The 18,071-nt window shown below is 64.4% G+C and carries 16 protein-coding genes and 2 pseudogenes; 8 read left to right on the top strand and 10 right to left on the bottom strand.

Annotated features, from left to right (window positions below; all coding sequences use genetic code 11):
* The first annotated feature begins 17 nt into the window (after nucleotides 1-17).
* The 4 genes and pseudogenes from BIWAKO_RS32475 to BIWAKO_RS36445 all read left to right on the top strand — a co-directional run.
* Entirely contained in the window at nucleotides 18-1,076 is a 1,059-nt protein-coding gene (locus tag BIWAKO_RS32475) for an ABC transporter substrate-binding protein (protein WP_201788728.1), read from the top strand.
* A 30-nt stretch (nucleotides 1,077-1,106) separates the two neighbouring features.
* Nucleotides 1,107-1,958, top strand: coding sequence for an ABC transporter permease (locus BIWAKO_RS32470; protein WP_069883116.1), 852 nt, complete (start codon nucleotides 1,107-1,109; stop codon nucleotides 1,956-1,958).
* Complete coding sequence (locus BIWAKO_RS32465) at nucleotides 1,955-2,752, top strand: ABC transporter permease (protein ID WP_069883115.1); 798 nt, start codon at nucleotides 1,955-1,957, stop codon at nucleotides 2,750-2,752. The genes BIWAKO_RS32470 and BIWAKO_RS32465 overlap by 4 nt, the downstream gene beginning before the upstream one ends.
* A gap of 104 nt (nucleotides 2,753-2,856) precedes the next feature.
* A pseudogene (locus tag BIWAKO_RS36445) lies at nucleotides 2,857-2,979 on the top strand (NAD(P)H:quinone oxidoreductase); the annotation flags it as partial.
* Nucleotides 2,980-3,743: 764 nt separating this feature from the next.
* On the opposite strand, the gene BIWAKO_RS32460 reads toward BIWAKO_RS36445, so the two are convergent.
* From BIWAKO_RS32460 to BIWAKO_RS32435, 7 genes and pseudogenes are all read right to left on the bottom strand, one after another.
* Nucleotides 3,744-4,613, bottom strand: a complete 870-nt coding sequence (locus BIWAKO_RS32460) for an ABC transporter permease (protein WP_069883114.1) — start codon at nucleotides 4,611-4,613, stop codon at nucleotides 3,744-3,746.
* A pseudogene (locus BIWAKO_RS32455) lies at nucleotides 4,610-5,554 on the bottom strand (ABC transporter permease). Before BIWAKO_RS32455 ends, BIWAKO_RS32460 begins: the two are co-directional and overlap by 4 nt.
* On the bottom strand, nucleotides 5,551-6,423 hold the full coding sequence (locus tag BIWAKO_RS32450; protein WP_176733494.1) for an NAD(P)/FAD-dependent oxidoreductase: 873 nt from the start codon (nucleotides 6,421-6,423) through the stop codon (nucleotides 5,551-5,553). Before BIWAKO_RS32450 ends, BIWAKO_RS32455 begins: the two are co-directional and overlap by 4 nt.
* Nucleotides 6,332-6,682 carry an NAD(P)/FAD-dependent oxidoreductase gene (locus tag BIWAKO_RS37235; RefSeq protein ID WP_176733493.1) on the bottom strand — a complete coding sequence of 117 codons (351 nt, stop codon included), beginning with the start codon at nucleotides 6,680-6,682 and terminating at the stop codon, nucleotides 6,332-6,334. The genes BIWAKO_RS32450 and BIWAKO_RS37235 overlap by 92 nt, the downstream gene beginning before the upstream one ends.
* Nucleotides 6,679-8,082 (bottom strand): FAD/NAD(P)-dependent oxidoreductase, encoded by a 1,404-nt coding sequence (locus tag BIWAKO_RS32445; RefSeq protein WP_069883113.1) that lies wholly within the window; start codon nucleotides 8,080-8,082, stop codon nucleotides 6,679-6,681. Before BIWAKO_RS32445 ends, BIWAKO_RS37235 begins: the two co-directional genes overlap by 4 nt.
* A complete protein-coding gene (locus BIWAKO_RS32440; RefSeq protein WP_069883112.1) occupies nucleotides 8,079-8,375 on the bottom strand; it encodes a (2Fe-2S)-binding protein in 297 nt (98 codons plus the stop codon). Before BIWAKO_RS32440 ends, BIWAKO_RS32445 begins: the two co-directional genes overlap by 4 nt.
* Nucleotides 8,356-9,474 carry an NAD(P)/FAD-dependent oxidoreductase gene (locus BIWAKO_RS32435; protein ID WP_069883111.1) on the bottom strand — a complete coding sequence of 373 codons (1,119 nt, stop codon included), beginning with the start codon at nucleotides 9,472-9,474 and terminating at the stop codon, nucleotides 8,356-8,358. The genes BIWAKO_RS32440 and BIWAKO_RS32435 overlap by 20 nt, the downstream gene beginning before the upstream one ends.
* Nucleotides 9,475-9,566: 92 nt before the next feature.
* Here BIWAKO_RS32435 and BIWAKO_RS32430 point away from each other — a divergent pair, with 92 nt between their 5' ends.
* Nucleotides 9,567-10,490, top strand: a complete 924-nt coding sequence (locus tag BIWAKO_RS32430) for a LysR substrate-binding domain-containing protein (protein ID WP_069883110.1) — start codon at nucleotides 9,567-9,569, stop codon at nucleotides 10,488-10,490.
* A 127-nt stretch (nucleotides 10,491-10,617) separates the two neighbouring features.
* Here BIWAKO_RS32430 and BIWAKO_RS32425 read toward each other — a convergent pair whose 3' ends face one another.
* Nucleotides 10,618-12,165: an ABC transporter substrate-binding protein gene (locus BIWAKO_RS32425; protein ID WP_084652522.1), complete on the bottom strand. Its 1,548-nt coding sequence runs from the start codon at nucleotides 12,163-12,165 to the stop codon at nucleotides 10,618-10,620.
* A 428-nt stretch (nucleotides 12,166-12,593) separates the two neighbouring features.
* Nucleotides 12,594-13,199 (bottom strand): LuxR C-terminal-related transcriptional regulator, encoded by a 606-nt coding sequence (locus BIWAKO_RS32420; RefSeq protein ID WP_244523737.1) that lies wholly within the window; start codon nucleotides 13,197-13,199, stop codon nucleotides 12,594-12,596.
* Between the two features lie 404 nt (nucleotides 13,200-13,603).
* On the opposite strand from BIWAKO_RS32420, the gene BIWAKO_RS32415 reads away from it, so the two are divergent.
* The 3 genes from BIWAKO_RS32415 (at nucleotide 13,604) to BIWAKO_RS32395 (ending at nucleotide 17,229) form a co-directional block, all read left to right on the top strand.
* The gene (locus BIWAKO_RS32415; protein ID WP_069883109.1) at nucleotides 13,604-15,340 is read left to right on the top strand and encodes a PHA/PHB synthase family protein; all 1,737 of its coding nucleotides are present in this window, start codon (nucleotides 13,604-13,606) and stop codon (nucleotides 15,338-15,340) included.
* A gap of 1,336 nt (nucleotides 15,341-16,676) precedes the next feature.
* Complete coding sequence (locus tag BIWAKO_RS32400) at nucleotides 16,677-16,895, top strand: AbrB/MazE/SpoVT family DNA-binding domain-containing protein (RefSeq protein WP_069883106.1); 219 nt, start codon at nucleotides 16,677-16,679, stop codon at nucleotides 16,893-16,895.
* Nucleotides 16,882-17,229 carry a type II toxin-antitoxin system PemK/MazF family toxin gene (locus tag BIWAKO_RS32395; protein ID WP_069883105.1) on the top strand — a complete coding sequence of 116 codons (348 nt, stop codon included), beginning with the start codon at nucleotides 16,882-16,884 and terminating at the stop codon, nucleotides 17,227-17,229. Before BIWAKO_RS32400 ends, BIWAKO_RS32395 begins: the two co-directional genes overlap by 14 nt.
* A gap of 511 nt (nucleotides 17,230-17,740) precedes the next feature.
* Here the strand turns inward: BIWAKO_RS32395 and BIWAKO_RS34620 are convergent.
* Nucleotides 17,741-17,896: a DUF1127 domain-containing protein gene (locus BIWAKO_RS34620; protein ID WP_084652521.1), complete on the bottom strand. Its 156-nt coding sequence runs from the start codon at nucleotides 17,894-17,896 to the stop codon at nucleotides 17,741-17,743.
* Nucleotides 17,897-18,071 lie beyond the last annotated feature (175 nt).

The following is an 18,071-nucleotide window of genomic DNA, read 5'->3' as shown; positions in this document are numbered from 1 at the left end:
CGAAGGAGGAAATCGCCATGCGCCTAATGAACAAGCGTCTGCGGATCGCGGGTGCGCTCTTGATATCCTGCCTCGCATCATCCGCCTTTTCCCAGGAAAAGGTCGTGATCGCCAATTATGGCGGCATGGTTGCCGATTTCTACAACCGATACTGCGCTCCGCTCCTGAAGGAGCGCCACAATATCGCGCTTGAACAGGTAGCGATCAGCGACCCGCTCGGTCAGATCAAGGTCCAGCAGGCGACCGGTAACATCCTCTGGGACATGTTCCCCGCGGAGGGCGAGGTCCTGGTGACCGCCAGCAACAATGGCTGGCTCGAGCCGATCGACTGGTCGGTCGTCGACCCGAACAACGAGATGCCCGCCAATGGTCGGCACAAATATGGAGTCGCCGGCCGCGTCTATTCCATGATCCTGGCCTATCGCACCGACAAAGTCCCGGCCGGAAAGACCGTGGATGGCTGGAAGACATTCTGGGACGTCAAGGGCTTTCCCGGCCCGCGCGCCATGCGCGACACTCCGCTGGAGAACCTCGAATTCGCGCTGCTCGCCGACGGCGTGCCGCTCGACCAGATTTATGCCGTTCTCGACACGCCAAAGGGCGTCGATCGCGCCTTCGCCAAGCTGGACGAGATCAAGCCGAACATCTCCGTATTCTGGACCAGCGGGCAGCAGCCGGCGCAGCTCCTGGCGAGCGGTGAGGTCTTCTATACCAACACCTGGAACGGCCGCGTTGTGCAGATGAAGAGCGAGAAGGTCCCGGTCGAAATCTCCTGGAGCGGCGGCTCGCTCAACGTGCCCTTCTATTCGATTCCGAAGGGCGCCAAGAACGTCAGCAACATGATGAAGTTCTTCAACGTCTGCTTCATGGATCTCAACATCCAGAAGATCGGCGCTGAGATCACAGGCTATCCCGGACTGTCGCCGAAGCTGCCGGCCCTGCTGAGCGAGCAGGTCCGCGCGGACCTGCCCACCGCCGAGAAGAACCTGAAGCAGCAGTTCACCTTCGACTTCGAGTTCTGGGCCAAGAACCGCGCCAAGCTTCAGCGGCGCTGGGATACCTGGCGTCTTCGCTGAAACGCTGGCGAAGACAGGGGCTTTGACACCATGAACCACCGCATCATGACAACGGCAATGCTGCTTGCGGCGCCTTTGCTGCTGACGATCTTCGCCTTCATCATACCGATGATCGAAGTGGTGCGGTGGAGCCTCTTCGATGGCCAGGGCTTCACCACGGAGCATCTCGAGACGGCGCTGACCGACGAACTTTTCGTACTGGTGTTGTGGCAGACCCTCGTCCTCTCCGCCCAGGTTGCGGCGCTTTGCGTCGTCATCGGATATCCTGTGGCGTATTATCTGTCGGTGCTGAGCGGTCCGCTGCAGCGGCTTTGCGTGCTGCTGATCACCTTTCCGCTCTGGGTCAGCGTCCTTGTGCGGACCTACGCCTGGATCGTCGTTCTCGGCCGGGAAGGCCTGGTCAATCTGCTGCTACTCGGATCGGGGGTCATCGACGAGCCGTTGAAGCTGATTTTCACCCGCGGGGCCGTCCTGGTGGCGTCAATCCAGGTGCTGCTGCCGCTCGCGATCCTGATCATCTACGGGGCGATGAGCCAGATCAACCGCACCCTGATGCAGGCCGCGCGCGTGCTCGGCGCGCCGCCATCCTCGGCGTTCCGGGTGGTGTTCCTGCCGCTGAGCATGAACGGCGTGATCAGCTCTGCCATTCTGATCTTCATCCTGTCGCTGGGGTTCTACGTGACGCCCGCGCTTGTGGGGGGGCCGCGGGACATTATGATCTCGAACGTGATCGCCGCGCAGATCAACCAGACGCTCGACTGGGGCCTCGGAGCGGCGCTGGGCATCGTGCTGCTGGGCGCGGGGTTGGGCGTCGCGGGACTAACCTATCTCATCCTCGGACAGTTCGCCGCCAAGGCCAATGACGGGGGAGTGAGATCGTGAAGGGCACGCTCTGGGACACCTGCGGCCGCACCCTGCTGCCGCTCTATTTCCTTCTGATCCTGGCCTATCTCGTCGTGCCGCTGCTCATCGTCGTGCCGCTCTCCTTCAGCGACACGACCTATCTGGTCTTCCCGCCGCGGGGCTTCAGCTGGCGCTGGTATGCCGAGATATTCTCCAACCCCGCCTGGCTTCGTGCCTTCCAGAAGAGCCTGCTGCTGGGCGTTCTGACCGCCATCTTCGCGACCGCGCTGGGCACGCTCGCCGCGATGGCGATCGTTCGGCTGCAGCGGGGGGCGGCTTTCGTGGTCAGCACGATGTTCCTGGTGCCCCAGATCGTTCCCGCCGTCATAACGGCGCTTGGCGCCTTCCTTCTCCTCAACGCGTCAGGCCTCTACGGCACCTTTGCCGGTCTCCTGATCATGCACGTCATGATGGCTCTTCCCCTGGTCATCATCACGATGACGGCCGCGCTGCGCCAGCTCGGCGAGGGGCTCAACCTGGCCGCGCGCGTGCTGGGGGCGACGCCTGCGAAGGCCTTCGCCTATGTGACCTTTCCCGCCGTCGCGCCGTCGATTGCCGTCGGCGCGGTCTTCGCCTTTTTCATCTCGTTCGATGAACTGGTGGTCACACTGTTCATCAGCGGCAGCCATGCCACAATGCCGGTCAGGATATGGGCGGACGTCAAGCAGGAGCTGACGCCGGTCGTGCCCGCAGCAGCCACCTTGCTGACCGTGATCGTCGCCGTGCTCGCCATTCCCATCGAGATCTACCGGCAACGGACGAAGGCTAAATAGAAAGACTGGCGCTTTGCCGGCCAAGCGGCGGACCGAAGCGCGGCCCGCGGAGACCAGGTCGCGTCAGAGCTGCGTGGGAGCGAATGCAAGATCGCTGACATCGACCAGTCGCCGAGGTTGAGAATTACGACACCATCATCGTCGGGACCGGGACCCGTTACGGGCGGATGACCTCGCAGATGGCGGCCTTTCTCGACCAGGCCGGCGGCCTGCGGATGCGAGGCGCGCACCCCATTGCCAGCCGAACCAGAATGCCCGGGAGCGGACGTTGCCGGAGCCTGAGAAGGGCCACAAACGCCCGTCTCTTGTCCGGGGAACATGCGCCACGAGCCGACATTGGGATACCGCCCGAAAGCAGACGGCCGGTCCATGATCTCAGCTATGATCCAGCATTGGCTACGGAATGTAAGGGTTGCATGAGACGGCGCGCGATGCGGGTGAGCGCACCGCTAGCCACCACTCGAGGGTCGCCGATTTCGGATGCCAATGGCGTCGGCACACCGTCAGTCGCCATGACAAGGACGCGAGGCGCTCGCCGCCCGTGGAAGGGCTCGCTTCGGCAAGCCTGCCGAAGCGCCGGCCCATCCGGGTGCCTCGACCCATGCCGGTCATTGGCGAAATGGCCTCGATGGGGCCCTGGAGACGGGTCCAGTCGAATATCTCCCGTCAAGTATGGAATAGTCTTGGCATCGCCTGCAGCGAGCGGGCTCGGGCTTACGGGACACCACGTTCGGCGCTATTTCACGCCTCGGCACCTTCAGGCCGAAGCCCTAGACGTGACGCCGTGCGCTCTGCGGCAGGCCGGCAGAGTGAGGTGCCTCGTATGCCCGAAACTTGACCCCAACACAAATCGGACGACCGTGCCGCCGATACCTTGTCCAAGCTCCGGGGCGCACGGGTGATCACAGCGCATCTGGCTCACTCAGAGCGCTCAGGTCTGCCACGCCGGCCAAGTTTGGCGAAAGCGCCGAGGCCAGAACGGTCATTGTTCTCATCGCGAGCGGGTCCGGGGATCGGATGCGTCACGCAGCGCATCACCGAGAAGGTTCAGCGCCAGCACCGTCGCCAGGATCGCGAGGCTCGGGAAAACGGCGAGCCACCAGGCATCGAGGATGTTCTCGAAGCCCTCGCGGATCATGCTGCCCCAGGTCGCGGCCGGTGGCGGCACGCCGAGGCCGATGAAGCTGAGCGACGCTTCCGTGCGGATCGCGGAGGCGAGCCAGAGCGAGCTCATCACTACCACATCCGAGATCATGTTCGGTAGGATGTGGCGCGTCATGATCCGAAACGGCCCGCAGCCATAGGAGCGGCTCGCCTCGACAAAATCGCGCTGGCGCAGCGTCATGGTCGGAGCGCGCGCCACACGGGCAAACGGCGCGACCTCGGTGACCGCGATCGCGATGATCAGGTTCTCCAGGCTCGCGCCGAGCATGGCGGCGATCATCAGGCCGAGCAGCAGCGTCGGGAAGGCGAGCAGCACGTCGAGGACGCCCATGACGATCTGGTCGAACAATCCGCCGATATAGCCGGCCAGCACACCGATCGTCGTGCCGACCAGCATGGCGATCAGGATGGCGACGAAACCGACGAAGAGCGAAATACGCGCGCCGTAGATCAGCCGCGAGAGCACATCGCGGCCATAGCTGTCGGTGCCGAGCCAGAACTCGGCCGAGGGCGGCTCGAGGCGCATGACGATGTTCTGCTCGAACGGGTCATGGGGGGCGAGCCAGGGCGCGAAGATCGCCACCAAGATGATGAGCGTGAGCAGGATGAGCCCGACCCAGGCCAGCTTGTTCTGCGAGAAGGCGAGCCAGAGGCCGCCCGGCCGCATTTCGACGGTCGTGGTGGCGACGGTGCTCATGTGTATTTCACCCTTGGGTCGACGAGGCCGTAGGCCAAGTCGGTCAACGTGTTCACGACGATGACGCAGATGGCGAAGATGATCATCAGCCCCTGCAGCAGCGTGTAGTCGCGGGCGTTGAGCGCGCCGATGATCAGCTTGCCCAGCCCCGGGCGGTTGAAGATAATCTCGGTCAGCACGGAATTGCCGATCAGCGTGCCGAAATAGAGCCCGACCACGGTGATGATCGGGATCAGGCTGTTGCGCAGCGCATGTGTCACCACGAGCTGACCCGGGCCCACCCCCTTGGCGCGGGCGGTGCGGATATAATCCTCGGTCAGGACCCCCAGCATCGCGGCGCGCGTCACGCGCATCACATAGGCCGTCATGATGATGCCGAGATTGAGCGCCGGCAGTGCCAGCGCCCGCAGCCGCTCCGCAAGGTTGCCGGCGCCACTGGTGTTGCCCAGCACCGGGAACCAGCCGAGCTGAATCGAGAAGACGATCAGCATCAGGATGCCGGAGACGAAGGCGGGGAAGGACAGCCCGACCAGCGAGACGACGCGCGAGACGTAGTCGATCCAGCCGCTGCGGCTGAGCGCGGCGGCAACCCCGAGCGGCAGGCCAAGGACGAGGCCGATGGCGACCGCTGCGACGGTGAGCTCGATCGTCGAGGCAGGACGAGCAGCACCTCCTGGACGACGCTGCGGCCGCTGCTCAGCGACTGGCCGAGATCGCCGGTCAGAACCTTGCCGAGGAAGGCGATGTACTGGGCCGGGACCGGCTGGTCGAGCCCCGAGCTTTTCCCTGAGTGCGGCGAGCGAGGCCGCGCTCGCCTGGTCGCCGAGGATGACGGAGGCGGCATCGCCCGGCACGAGCCGCACCAGCACGAAGATCGCCGTCAGCATCAGGAACAGCGTCGGCACGGCGAGAAGGACGCGCCTGAGAACGTAACTCATCATGCTGCGACCCTTTCCTGCATCAGGCGCCGCGGCGCGAATGCGGCGATCTCGCGGCGCGTCGTTCCTTCGGTGACGAGATCGCTCAGGATCGCGCCGACGATCGGGACGAGCTGAAAGCCGTGACCGGAGAAACCGAAGGCATGGAACAGGCCAGGCGCGTTCGGCGAGGCCCCGATGACCGGCAGATGGTCGCGCGTCTGCGCTTCGATCCCCGTCCAGCAGCGCGCGATGCGCACGCTGCGCACAGCGGGGAAAAGGTCGCTTGCGGCCCGCGCGCCCTTGGCGAGCTCGGTGAAGTCGACGCTGCTGCGCTCCCGGTCGAGATCGGCTGCGCCCTGCAAGCCGCCGCCGATCACCAGTGTGCCCTGGTCGGACTGCTTGAAGGAGAGCGCCCGGCCGACGACGCTGACGACCGGATCGAGCAGCGGCGCGAGGCGCTCCGTCACGATCATCATCGAAGCGCGGACGCCGAGTGCGATCTCGTCGCCGAACAGGGCCGCGAGCCGGGCGGCCCAGGCCCCGGCGGCGTTGACGACGACGGGCGCGCGGAAGCGGCGCTCGCCGCAGGCGAGCAGCCAGGCATGGCCCTGCCGGTCGACCGCCTCGACGCCGCAATCCTCGGCGATGACGACACCGGCCGCCTCGCAGGCGCGGCGGAAAGCGAGGATGGTGCGGTGGGGATCGGCGGCGCCGTCGCGCCGTGCCACCAGTGCCCCGACGCAGTGCGGGCTCAAGGCCGGCACGAGGCGGCACAGCTCTGCAGCATCGATGATCTCTTCATGCCGGTGGCCGAGCCCGCGGATGGTCGCCTCGCGCTGGCAGCAAGGCCGGCATCTGCTCCACGGTCTCCGCGATGCGGAGCTGGCCATTGGCATGGAAGCCGCAAGGGTCGCCGACGATCGTCTCGATCGCGTGCCACATCTCCATCGCTTCGAGCGAGATCGGGATCTCGGCGATGTCGCGGCCCAATGTGCGCACGCCGGCCGCAGTGGCGCCGGAGGCGTGCCGGCCGGTCCAGCGCCGCTCGATCACCGCCACGCGCCGGCCGGCGCGGGCGAGATGCAGGGCTGCCGACAGGCCGTGCAGACCGCCGCCCACGACCGCAACGTCGAACGCTTCGACGGTCATGCCGCCGGCTCCCGGTCGTCCAGGCTCGCCAGCTCGCCGAGCGTCACCGGCTTCAGCGGCGGGCGGATGCGTTGCAAGCCGACCTCCCCGACCGGACGCGCCTGAGCCGCCGCGATGATATGGGCCATGGTGTAGCCGCATTGCCGACCCTGGCAGGGGCCCATGCCGGCACGGGTGAAGGCCTTGATCTGGTTCGGGCCGGGCCGGCCCTGCACGGCGCGGGCGCGCAGCTCGCCGGCCGTGACCTCCTCGCAGCGGCAGACCAGCGTCTCATCGACGGGCGCGAAGACCTGCGGACGCGGCGCATAGAGCGCATCGAGGAAGGGGCGCAGGGAGAGCGCGCGGGCGAGCCTTTCCCGCTCCGTCCGGGCGGCGGCGTCTGCGGCACCTTCGCCGAGCCTGCCCAGCCTGGCGGCGACGCGCAGCGCGGCGATCCGTCCGCGCGGTTCGGCCGCCTCGGCGCCGCCGATGCCGGCACCGTCGCCCGCGACGAAGACATTCGCCTGCGAGGTCTCGCCCCAGCCGTCGAGCTCCGGGACATAGCAGTGCTGGCCGGCATGCCAGCTCACCGCGCAGCCGAGTGCGAGCGGAACATGGATATTCGGCACCACGCCCTCATGGACCAGCAGCACCTCGGCGGCGACCTCGCCTTTGCCTCCGTCCTGCGTGCGGTAATGCAGGCTTTCAAGCCGCCCTTCCCCCGCGGCGCGAAGCTCCGCGACATGGCGGATAACCGGGAACCCGGCCCGCTTCAGCGCGAGCGACCAGGACAGGCCCTTGGCGAGATCGCCGAGGCGACTGAACCCCTGCCGCAGATGGCGCAGCGCCGCAGGGATGCGCCCGCGCGGCGTGGTGTCGAGGAAGCCTGCGATCGTGCCGCCCGCCGCGAGCAGCTGTGTCACGTAGAGCAGCGGCAGCGGCCCGCAGCCGGCGATCCAGACGGGGCCCGACGGCACGGAATCGGCCGTCTTCAGCAGGATCTGCGCCGCGCCGACCGTCAGCACGCCTGGCAGCGTCCAGCCCGGAAACGGCACCGGGCGCTCCTGTGCACCGGTGGCGAGGATGACCGCCCGTGCCGCCACGCGGCGCGCCTGGCCCTCGCGCGTCAGGAAGGCGCGAAAGCCGGGCTCGATCTGCCAGAGCTGGCTCTCCGGCTCATAGAGCGCGCCGCAGGAACGGAAGGCGGCAGCCTTGTCCGCTCCGGCCCGATAGGCCTCGCCGAGACGTGCCAGCCGCGGCGTCGCCGCGACGGTCTCGATGCCACGCCAGATCTGGCCGCCGGGCGCAGGCTGATCGTCGACGACGCGCACGGAGAGGCCGTGGCTGCGCGCGGTCACGGCCGCGGCCATGCCGGCGGGGCCGGCGCCGACGATCAGGAGATCGGTCTCGTTTCCGGTCATGCCGACAGTCTCCTGGGGCCCTGCTGGCGGGCGATGCGCATGCCGTTGCGGATCGGCGTCAGACAGGCTTGCACGGAACCCAGGCCGTCGACCTCGACGAGACATTCGAAGCAGACGCCCATCATGCAGTACGGCGCGCGCGGGCTCTGCGAAACCGGCGTGGTGCGGCTCCAGGCTTGCGGCTGGCGCAGCAGCACCGCGGCGACGCTTTCGCCGACCTCGGCAATGACGGGCTGCCCGTCGATATGGACCGTTACGGCTTGCGCCCCGGGATCATGCAGCTTGCGGAACATCGAAGCGTCTCTGGTGAAAGGGAGAAAGGCTTTCGGGCAGGATGCCGGCGGCAATCGCCGCCGCCAGCGTCTCGGCATGAAAGGCCGCGAGCGTCACGCCGGAATGGCAGAGCGCGACGAAGGCGCCAGGATGGCTCTGCGACTGCGCATAGATCGGATGGCCGTCGGGCGTCATGATCCGGAGGCCGGCCCATTGCCGCACGAGCCGGGCGCTGGCCAGCGCGGGGACGATCTCGACCGTCTTGCGGCTCAGTCGGGCGGCAGCCTCAGCCGTCGTCGACGCGTCGAAGCCGGTATGTTCCTTGGTGGCGCCGATCATCACCGTGCCTTCGCCGGTCTGGCGCAGCCCACTCGCCGGCAGCGGCAGGAATGGTTCGAGCCGCTCGGTGACGAGCACCTGCCCGCGCTCGGGCTGTACCGGCACTTCGAGCCCGACCTGCCGGGCCAGGGCGGGCGAACCGAGCCCCGCTGCGATGACGATCCGCGGCGCAACCAGCGTCTCGCGGTCGAGCACGAGGCGGAAATCCGGGCCCGCCGGCTCGATCCGCTCGACGCGGGCCCGATGGCGAATGCAGCCGCCATGGCGCGCGAGCGCGCCATGCAGCGCCGCCAGCAGCCGCAGCGGATTGGCGTGGCCGTCCTGCCGACCGAAGCTCGCCCCCGTCACGTTCGCGCCAAGCGTGACCTTGGGCAGCAGGCGCTCCAACGCGGGGCGATCAAGCATCTCCCAGTCCGGCTCGCCCTCGCCGCCCTGGTTATGCAGCCGCTGCAGCTCGAGGCGGCGCTTCTCGAAGCCCGCTTCGCCAAGGCAGAAGGCGAGCCCGCCATTGCTCTCATAAGCGAGATCGATCCCGGCCTGGGCCTCGAGTTCATCGCAGAAGCCGCGCCACAGCGCGATGCTGCCGCGCGTCAGCGCCTGATAGGCCGGCATGCCGAGCCCCTTGCCCTGCAGCCAGACCAGGCCGAAATTCGCACGGGCCGCCCGGAAATCGCCGTCGTCGCCGTCGAGCAGCAGAACCCGATGCCGCGTCCTGGCGAGGCCATACGCGATCGCCGCGCCGACCGTGCCCCCTCCGATGACGATGATGTCCGGCCGCATGTGAAAATCCCTTGCCGGCTTCGACGTTAGGGAGCCATGTTGTAATTCGTCAAAGTCGTTTTTCTCTCGATGCTATTCTCCAGGGTTATACAATGGTGCGACGGCTCAACCTGCGTCAGGTCGAAGCCTTCAAGGCGGTGATCGAATACGGCACGGTGAGCCGCGCAGCGGAGATGATGAACATCTCGCAGCCGGCCATGAGCAAGCTGATCGCGCATCTCGAAGAGGACACGGCGCTGCAGCTGTTCGACCGCGTCAAGGGGCGGCTCGTGCTGACCCGACGCGGGATGCGGCTCTACGAAGAGATCGACCGGATCTTCGCCGGCGTGCGCCAGGTCGAGAATGCGGTCGAGGCGATCCGCCGCGACGAGCAGAGCCGTCTGCTGATCGGCGTCATGCCGGCGCTCTCGGGCGCCTTCATCCAGCAGGCGACGACGCGCTTCCTCGCCCGCCAACCGGGTGTCTTCTGCTCGGTGCAGTCGCGCAGCTCGCAATGGATCGCCGACGGGCTCGTCACCCGAAAGCTCGATGTCGGGTTCACCGTCGCACCGATCGACAACCCTTACGTCGTCTCCGAGCCACTGATGGCTCATCCGCTCGTCTGCATCCTGCCGCTCGACCACAAGCTGGCGGAGAAGAGCGTGATCACGCCCCAGGATCTCGACCGGACCGCTTTCGTCTCATTCGATCCGGAGAGCTTTACGAGCCGGCGCATCGGGCAGGTCTTTGACGCTCACGGCGTCGCGCCGGAGGTCGTCATGGTCGTCAGCATTTCGCCGACGCTCTGCGAGTTCGTGGCCGCCGGCGTCGGCGTCTCGCTGGTTCATCCGTCGGCTGTCGGGGGCTTGCGCGGCAAGGTCGCCATACGCGCCTTCGAGCCGTCCGTTCAACTCGACTTCCAGCTCTGCCGCATCCGTGACAGCCGCAACGCCCGGCTCGTCGAAGCCTTCCTCGACGGCGCACGGGAAGCCGCGGCCGAGATTTCGCGAACGATCCTCGCCCCGGGCCAGGATTGAGCCAACCATGACTGAACCTGGTCAAGACTGATCGTCGCAGGAGCGCCTGCCGTGGAGCGGGATCGCCCCCACGGCAGGCGCCTTGTCTACGCCAGGGCGGGTCTTGCCCCTTTCGAAGCGGTCCCGCTCAGCGTGGCTTCAGCGTGGTGGCCTCGGTGATCGGCGGGGCGAGGTTCAGCGCCCCCTTCAATTCGTAGGCGAAATCCAGCCGATCGCTGCGAGCCCAGACCTGGCGCAGCTCGAACAGGGGGATGGCGCAGACATTATCCATGATCTTCTGCTGCGCCTCCTTCCAGAGCGCCTTCTGGGCCTCGGGATCGGGCGCAGTGCGGGCCTGCTCGATCTCCTTGTCCGCGACGGCGCAATGCGAGAAATTCGTCGCGGCGGTCGGCGTGCCCACAATGGCGCGCGAGTGGAAGAATTCGCTGAGATAGGTATCGGCGATCGGGAAGCGCGCCGCGCCGTAGAAGACGAGAGCGCTCAGGTCCTTGCGGGTCTGGCTCTGATAGGTCGCGTGGTCGACGACCTGCATCTCGAGCTTGATCCCGGCCTTGGCGAGCTGCGCCTGCATGATCTCCATGAAGGGCTGCTGCGCCGAGATGTTGGAGACGATGGCCTTGATCGTGATGCCGTCCTTGTGCCCGGCCTCCGCCAGCAGCGCCTTCGCCTTGGCGAGATCGAAGCTGTAGCGCACCGTGCAGTCCTCGCCGAGATAACCCGGCGGCACGACGGAGCAGCCTTTGGGGCCGACATCCTTGCCGACATAGCGCACGAGGTCGTCGACATTGATCGCGGCCGCGATGGCCCGGCGCACGCGGATATCGTCGAGCGGCGGAATGTTCTGGTTGAGGTGCAGGAGCCGATACTCGCCGGGCCGGAAGATCTCGACATTGAGGCCGGGCCGGCGGCGGGCAGAATCGACCCAGCGCTGCTCGCGCTTGCCATACATCAGGTCGATTTCGCCGGAGGTGAACGCGAGTTCGCGGGCGCTGTCGGAGGGGATCACACGCACCATGATCGTATCGATCTTCGGCTTGCCGCGGAAATAGCCGGGATGGGCGGCGAGCTTCACATATTGCTGCGTCACCTGCTCGACGAAGACGAAGGGGCCGGTCCCGACAGGCTTCGCACCGAACTTGTCGCCAAGCTCCTCCGCCGCCTTGCGGCTGACGATATTGCCGCCGTGATAGTTGGAGACGCGGCCGAGGAAATTGACATCGGCATATTTCAGCATGATGCGGACAGTGAGATCGTCCACCTTCTCCACGCTCGCGATGGCCGAGAAGTCCGAGGAAAAGGTCGAGCGCTTGGGGTCGGCCGAGCGTTGCAGGGAATAGACGACATCGTCGGCACTGAGCGTACCCCAGTCGCCCTGGAACTTCACGCCGGGGCGGAGATGGAAGGTCCAGATCTTTCCGTCGGCAGAGGTCTCCCAACGTTCGGCGAGATCGGGTTCGAGATCCTTCGGGTCGGAGCTGCCCGGCTTGAAACGGACGAGGCCGTTATAGACCCAGCCGATCAGCGTCTTGTCGCTGGTGGCGCTGGCGCGATGAGCGTCGAGCGTCGAGATGTCGCCATCGCCGGCAACGCGCAGCAAGGTCTCCTGGGCCGAGCCCGCGACCGGCAGACAGGCCGCCACCATCAGGCTCGCAAGCCCCAAGACAGATTGCTTCATCATGTGATCCCCCATTTTCCGTTTGGAGAATACTGGGAGCCATTGTCCCAAGCTGTCCAAGTCGAAATCGGGGATGGATTATTCCGTAGGGTTATAGCAGCAGCTCAGGGGACCTCGCCGCCACGCCAACGGAAGGTCGAGAGAAATTGACCCGCGTTCTTGCGGAGAGCTTCGGGCGAGAAGCGCCATTTGCGGACATCGGCGCATTGCCCAGAAGCAGACGCTTCGAGTGTGCTGGCCAGAATTCCGCTCTCGACCTATTTGAGACAATTGAAGATCGGGGGCCGGCGACTGAAGTTGGCGGCGAATTCGACCATGCCACTGACGAGAACCCATCAGCGATTATCTCGGAGCCTTCGTTTGCCTTAGGGCCTTCGGCGGCGAACATTTACGACACGCATGGGGTTCTGATTGAGGCAGGGCGCTCATCAGCGGGTAGCCGCAGCTTCCAGCTTTTGAACCTCAAGGGCCAACTCCACACGGTTTAGGACGTTCAGCTTGGCCATCAGGTTGGTCATGTAACCCTTGACAGTCTTGGCGCTGAGCGACAGCTCGCGGGCAATCTCGCTGTTCATCTTTCCGAGCAGTAGCAATTTGACGATCTGCTTCTCTCGAATGCTGAGCTTGTTGCTCATCGCCTTCTGTCGTTCGAGAGCCTTGTCCTGCAAGGCACCGATCATCTTGATTGCGAGGGCGGGCGTGACATAGACGTCGCCGCGCCGCGCGGCTTGAAGGGCCTGGAACAGATCCTCTCCGGGGCTGCCTTTCAATACATGGCCCTTTGCTCCGGCATCCAGAGCCCTGATCGCATCATCGGGGCTGGTCGAGGCTGTGAACACGATGATTTTCATCTCGGGAGCGATCTTCAACGCGTCCGCAATCGCCTGAAAGACATCCCCCGCCATATTGAGATCGACGATCATCTCATCGGGGTGATGCGTCCTGGCGATCGACACAATATGATCCGCGACATTCCCGGTCGCGGTGAGTGTGAAATCGCCCCATCGTTTCAGCAGCGCGGAAACCCCCTCCATCAGCAAGGATGATCATCGACGATTGCAACCGAAAGGTCCGGCATGGTCACGCGTGGCACAAGGACTTCAGGACGGACGGATCATCGTCCACGATAGCGATTCAGGAAGAACGTTCGCGCCATATGGCGAAATGTGTGGCTGGTTCCGCTGATTGTCGACCTGACCGTTGGGCCAGCTCCATCGGAGCCCGGGGGCCTCTGATGAAACGGCCCTGTATTTTCGCCCCGATATTGCGCCACCCTTCCGCCCAAGTAACTCGAGGAGGCCGGCTAGGAAATTCTTGATGATCTGGATTCGGGGCCGCGCTCGATCGGACACTTTCTGCCGCTCCTGTTCGCACTGAGGCAGAAGCTTCCCAGCGCAGCATGGCTGTGGACAAGGGGAACGGGATGGACCAGTCGAGAATGGCCGACCAAACCGCCGAATTCGTCGGGCTGATGCAGCGCGCGCTGGATCTTTCGCTGTGGAGCCACGCCAAGGCGGTCGCACAAGCTGCCGGGCAGGATTTCTCAGTGGTCGATGCCAAGACGGTAGCCAACGCCTACACCCAGGTGGCGCTGCAACTCCTAAAGGATCCCTGGGCGCTGGCCGAATTCCAGATAAACTTGTGGAGGGACGCCTCAAGTGCCTGGCTCGAAGCTTGGTCCGGCCCGGGCGAGGACAGCAGTGACCGACGCTTCCGCGACGGTCGCTGGAGTTCGGAACCGTTCAGCCGAGGGTTGCGCGACGTCCACCTGGCAATCGAGCGGGCGGCAGAGAAGTTTCTCGGGTCGCTGCCCGATAACGGCAAGAACAGCCTGCGCGTCCGCTTCTATACCCGGCAATTGCTCAGCGCCCTCTCGCCCAGCAACTACCTGGCGTTGAACCCGGCGGCGCGTGACCGTTTCTTGGAAACTGAAGGACGCAGCTTGCTAGATGGCTTCCGCAACCTGCTGGACGATCTGGAACGCGGAGAGGGGAGGCTCGACATCGCCACCCACGACCCCAAGGCCTTCCACGTCGGCTGCGATCTGGCGTCGACGCCCGGCCAGGTGATCTGGCAAAACGAACTGATGCAGCTCATCCATTACGAGCCGCTGACGGAGATGCAGCACAAGCGTCCGCTGCTCTTCGTGCCGCCCTGGATCAACAAATACTACATATTCGACATGAAGCCGGACAGCAGCATGGTCCGTTACATGCTGGCGCAGGGCCACAGTGTCTTCCTGATCTCGTGGGTGAATCCCACGAGTGCGCACGCCCATCTGAGCTTCGAGGATTACATGCGCCTCGGCCCGCTCGCGGCGCTGGACGTGATGGGTAAGGCGACCGGCGAAACAAAGTTCGACATCCTCGGCTTCTGCATCGGCGGGATCCTGGTGGCGGCCACAATGGCCTGGATGGCGGCGCGCAGCGACAAGCGTATCGCGACAGCGACGATTCTGGCCACGATGGTCGATTTCACTGATGTGGGCGAGATTGGCGTCTTCATCGACCGCGCCCGCCTTCAGGTTCTGCGCGAGCACATGGCCGAGAAGGGTTATCTGGAAAACCATTACTTGCAGGACATGTTCTCGATGGTTCGCGAGAACGACCTGATCTGGTCTTTCCATGTCATGAACTACCTAATGGGCCGCAAGCCGCCCGCGTTCGATCTCCTGTTCTGGAACAGCGACAGTACTCGGCTGCCCGCCGCGATGCTGCTTTGGTACCTGGAAAAGATGTATATCGAGAACGGCTTGCGAAAGCCCGGCCATTTGACCATGGACGGTACGCCCATCGACCTCGGTAAGAGCGACGTCCCCTTCTACGTGCTTGCCACCAAGGAAGACCACATCGCGGTCTGGACCTCGATCTATCCAACCACGCAGCTTCTGGGCGGCGAGACGACCTTCGTGCTGGGGGGCTCAGGCCATATCGCGGGGGTAATCAATCCACCGGGCAATCGGTCAAAATATGGCTACTGGACACGGAGCGACTATCCCGAAAGCCCGCAGGAATGGCTGGCTGGCGCCAAAAAACACGAGGGGTCGTGGTGGCCTCACTGGTCGGCCTGGATGGAGGCGCATTGCGGCGTCGAGGAGGTTCCCGCCTATCGGCCCGGTACTGGCGGCCTGAAACCGATCGAACCGGCACCTGGAAGCTACGTTCGGGCAGGCTGACCGGCTCAGCGATTGCCGCCTCAAGCATCGAACATTTAATCTGACGCATAACCTGCGCCAACTGCGGAAGCATGCAGTCCGCTACCTGCGCGCCCAATGCGATTCCACAGCCAAGTTCGCACCGTTTTGGCAATTATTCCTAGACTTTAGTTCCAGTCTCACCGATTCTGAGATTCTGGATCTTTCAGTCTCTCTTGTGGTGAGATTCGAGAACTTTACTCATACTTGATTACTTTCATGGCACTGACTGAGCAGCAGCAGCACGGCGCGAGATGCTCGCTTGGTCATAAGCCCCCATAGTAGCATCGACATGCGTGAAATGCGGGTAGTGGCCGACCCCGCCGATGATCGAAAGAGCGTCCGCCGAGTAGGTGGTAGGGCCTGATTGGCGCCAAGTCGATTGGCGCAGGTCTCCGAGTGACCTGCGCTTATGCCGGTAGCTCGAGCACAGTGATATCCGCACAAGTCCGACGAGCGATATCTATGAGATGTCGGTGATGGGTCGCGACGATGACTTGGCCGCTATCCGCCATTGCGGTGAACAGCCGGCATGCTTCAGCGGAGCGGAAATCGTCGAAGGGCCCGAGGATGTCGTCCGTGATGGGAGGGACGGACGGGCCTTCCCGCTCCAAGCTTATCACTGTGCAGGGCGCCGCGAACGAACTCAGGTTCGTCTCGTCGCGTGTCGGCGCTCCAATGTGATCAAGCGCATTCAAGCCAGATCGGGAAGGGCGATAACTCTCAGTATCAGATGATCGGGAGGAACAAACCGATGGCCCCCAGCACCGCGTTCGCGCATCGAGACGACACCCGAGACCTTGGAGCCTCGATCATATCTCTCATTTCCGTGCCAAGCAGAATGCGAAATCTCGTGCTGCGAGGATTCGTTCTGTTCGCATCCTTCCCAATGACCCTCGCAGCGGCTGAACTCGGGTCGCCCGAAAAGGGGGGCAAGTGGATCCCTCGGCTTGGAGACGCGGTCCCTCGGTCAATCAGAGTCATTGGTGTCGACGGCGAGGCTCGTGCCTTGCCGTTCGGCATGGTGATCGTCGAAGGGCGAATTGTCGTACTGGTGAAGGCAGGCACCCGGGAGATTGTCGACATCACGTCAGATGAGCCAGTGGGTGGGCCTCCGCTCCCAATGAACCCTTCGGCGCCGCTCCTGCCACGCGGCGAGGGGTTTCAATAGGATACCGGCCTGGGACACACTCCCAGGAACTTTCTCGCCGCTAACCGCTGAGGCCGCAGCTCTACCCGCCGCGTAAAGCTCATTTAGCTTGCTATCTGCAAGGAATCTCCTTACAGTAAGGAGATTCCTTACTGGGGTGGCCCCGCGATGATCACAAGCAAATTGACATCCAAGGCGCAGACAACGATTCCGCAGCCCATCCGGGCTGCATTGCATCTGCGCGAGGGCGACGAGATTGCCTATAGCATTGAGGGCGACGCGGTAGTGATCCGCAAGGCACCGGCAGCAGCCCCGATCGAAGATCCGTTTGGCACATTCAGCGAGTGGGATGGCGAAGCCGACCGGAGGGCCTATGCCAACCTCTGACTTTAGCCAGGGCGACGTTGTGCGCGTGCCATTCCCCTACACCGACCGCAATGCCCGCCAGCATCGGCCGGCGCTTGTCGTCAGCCATGGCGGCGTAGGAGAAGGCGAAGGCCTGTTGTGGGTGGTCATGATCACCAGTGCCGAGAACCGGTCATGGCCGGGAGACGTGTCGCTGGGCCTGACTTATGGCGAGGCCGGGTTGCCGGCGCCATCGGTCATTCGTCCATGCAAAATCGCGACGATCGAGGCAGGCCACGCGGAGAAGCTGGGTCGGATCAAGCCGACGACAATGGCCCAGGTTGGGGATCAACTCCGGAAGTATATGGGCGTCTAATTCGGGCGGGTGTTGCCGCCTGGGGAGCGCTCTCAGTTCATCCTTTCCCCGCCAGACATCGAACCCGTTCTGCCCCGCCGTACGACGGAGATCCGAGCAGATCTCGTCATCGCTCAGCCCAAGCGACCCGTTCGCGTCTATCGGTGCAACCTGCCACTGCCCATTGCGCCCAATCCTGATGAGCCACTTGACTGTTGGATGTTCGGGGCTCGCTTCGAGCCTGGCATCCTCCGGCTTCGTTCGCCCCATTGGAAAGTTTGCCCCAACCAGGTTTTCGTGGCGGCGAGGCCGCCTCCGATGACAAGGAGGAGTTGAGCTCGGGCTCTTACGGCTCGGACGAGTACGCAGCCGGATTCCGGGTCAAGTGAAAGCAGCCCTGAAATGCAAAATGCCCGCCGTGAGGCGGGCATTCGCTCTTCGACCGAAGCTCAAGGGGAGGGAAACATGAGCCCCGGGAGAAACGACCTGGAACGCGCTGCGCCCGGTGACGCGGCGGTTCTATTCAGTGACTTCAGGCCGCAGCGTGCGAGCGGGCGATGAAGGGGATCTCCGAGCGTGACAGGCCAAGATCGTCGAGCTCACGGTTGGTCAGACGCGACAGCTCGCGAACTGTCTCGCGATAGCGCAGGAAGGTGCGGATTTTGGCGGCAATCATGGTGACGAGCATGGTGATACTCCTCTGGCGGATATTCCGGACAGGGGCGGTGCCCACAGCGACAATCTCGTTGTGCACTGCACATAAGCCGAGCTGCCCGCCGCAAACAGGGGCATCAATTCAGTTCTGATATGCGCTTGTCGCATGAATAGCTTGTGAATCAGTGATTTGTGCGCCTAATCATGCG

The organism is Bosea sp. BIWAKO-01 (assembly GCF_001748145.1).
GTDB lineage: Bacteria > Pseudomonadota > Alphaproteobacteria > Rhizobiales > Beijerinckiaceae > Allobosea.
Note: the sequence above shows the minus strand (reverse complement) of the source record. Positions and strands in the feature narration are given on the sequence as shown.

Coding starts and splice junctions, on each gene's coding strand:
- BIWAKO_RS32435 (WP_069883111.1), bottom strand. CDS start 9,474: ATGCGGCCGGACATCATCGTCATCGGAGGGGGCACGGTCGGCGCGGCG.
- BIWAKO_RS32430 (WP_069883110.1), top strand. CDS start 9,567: ATGGTGCGACGGCTCAACCTGCGTCAGGTCGAAGCCTTCAAGGCGGTG.
- BIWAKO_RS32470 (WP_069883116.1), top strand. CDS start 1,107: ATGAACCACCGCATCATGACAACGGCAATGCTGCTTGCGGCGCCTTTG.
- BIWAKO_RS32425 (WP_084652522.1), bottom strand. CDS start 12,165: ATGAAGCAATCTGTCTTGGGGCTTGCGAGCCTGATGGTGGCGGCCTGT.
- BIWAKO_RS32450 (WP_176733494.1), bottom strand. CDS start 6,423: ATGGCCAGCTCCGCATCGCGGAGACCGTGGAGCAGATGCCGGCCTTGC.
- BIWAKO_RS32415 (WP_069883109.1), top strand. CDS start 13,604: ATGGCCGACCAAACCGCCGAATTCGTCGGGCTGATGCAGCGCGCGCTG.
- BIWAKO_RS32440 (WP_069883112.1), bottom strand. CDS start 8,375: ATGTTCCGCAAGCTGCATGATCCCGGGGCGCAAGCCGTAACGGTCCAT.
- BIWAKO_RS32400 (WP_069883106.1), top strand. CDS start 16,677: ATGATCACAAGCAAATTGACATCCAAGGCGCAGACAACGATTCCGCAG.
- BIWAKO_RS37235 (WP_176733493.1), bottom strand. CDS start 6,682: ATGACCGTCGAAGCGTTCGACGTTGCGGTCGTGGGCGGCGGTCTGCAC.
- BIWAKO_RS32445 (WP_069883113.1), bottom strand. CDS start 8,082: ATGACCGGAAACGAGACCGATCTCCTGATCGTCGGCGCCGGCCCCGCC.
- BIWAKO_RS34620 (WP_084652521.1), bottom strand. CDS start 17,896: ATGCTCGTCACCATGATTGCCGCCAAAATCCGCACCTTCCTGCGCTAT.
- BIWAKO_RS32395 (WP_069883105.1), top strand. CDS start 16,882: ATGCCAACCTCTGACTTTAGCCAGGGCGACGTTGTGCGCGTGCCATTC.
- BIWAKO_RS32475 (WP_201788728.1), top strand. CDS start 18: ATGCGCCTAATGAACAAGCGTCTGCGGATCGCGGGTGCGCTCTTGATA.
- BIWAKO_RS32460 (WP_069883114.1), bottom strand. CDS start 4,613: ATGAGCACCGTCGCCACCACGACCGTCGAAATGCGGCCGGGCGGCCTC.
- BIWAKO_RS32420 (WP_244523737.1), bottom strand. CDS start 13,199: ATGGAGGGGGTTTCCGCGCTGCTGAAACGATGGGGCGATTTCACACTC.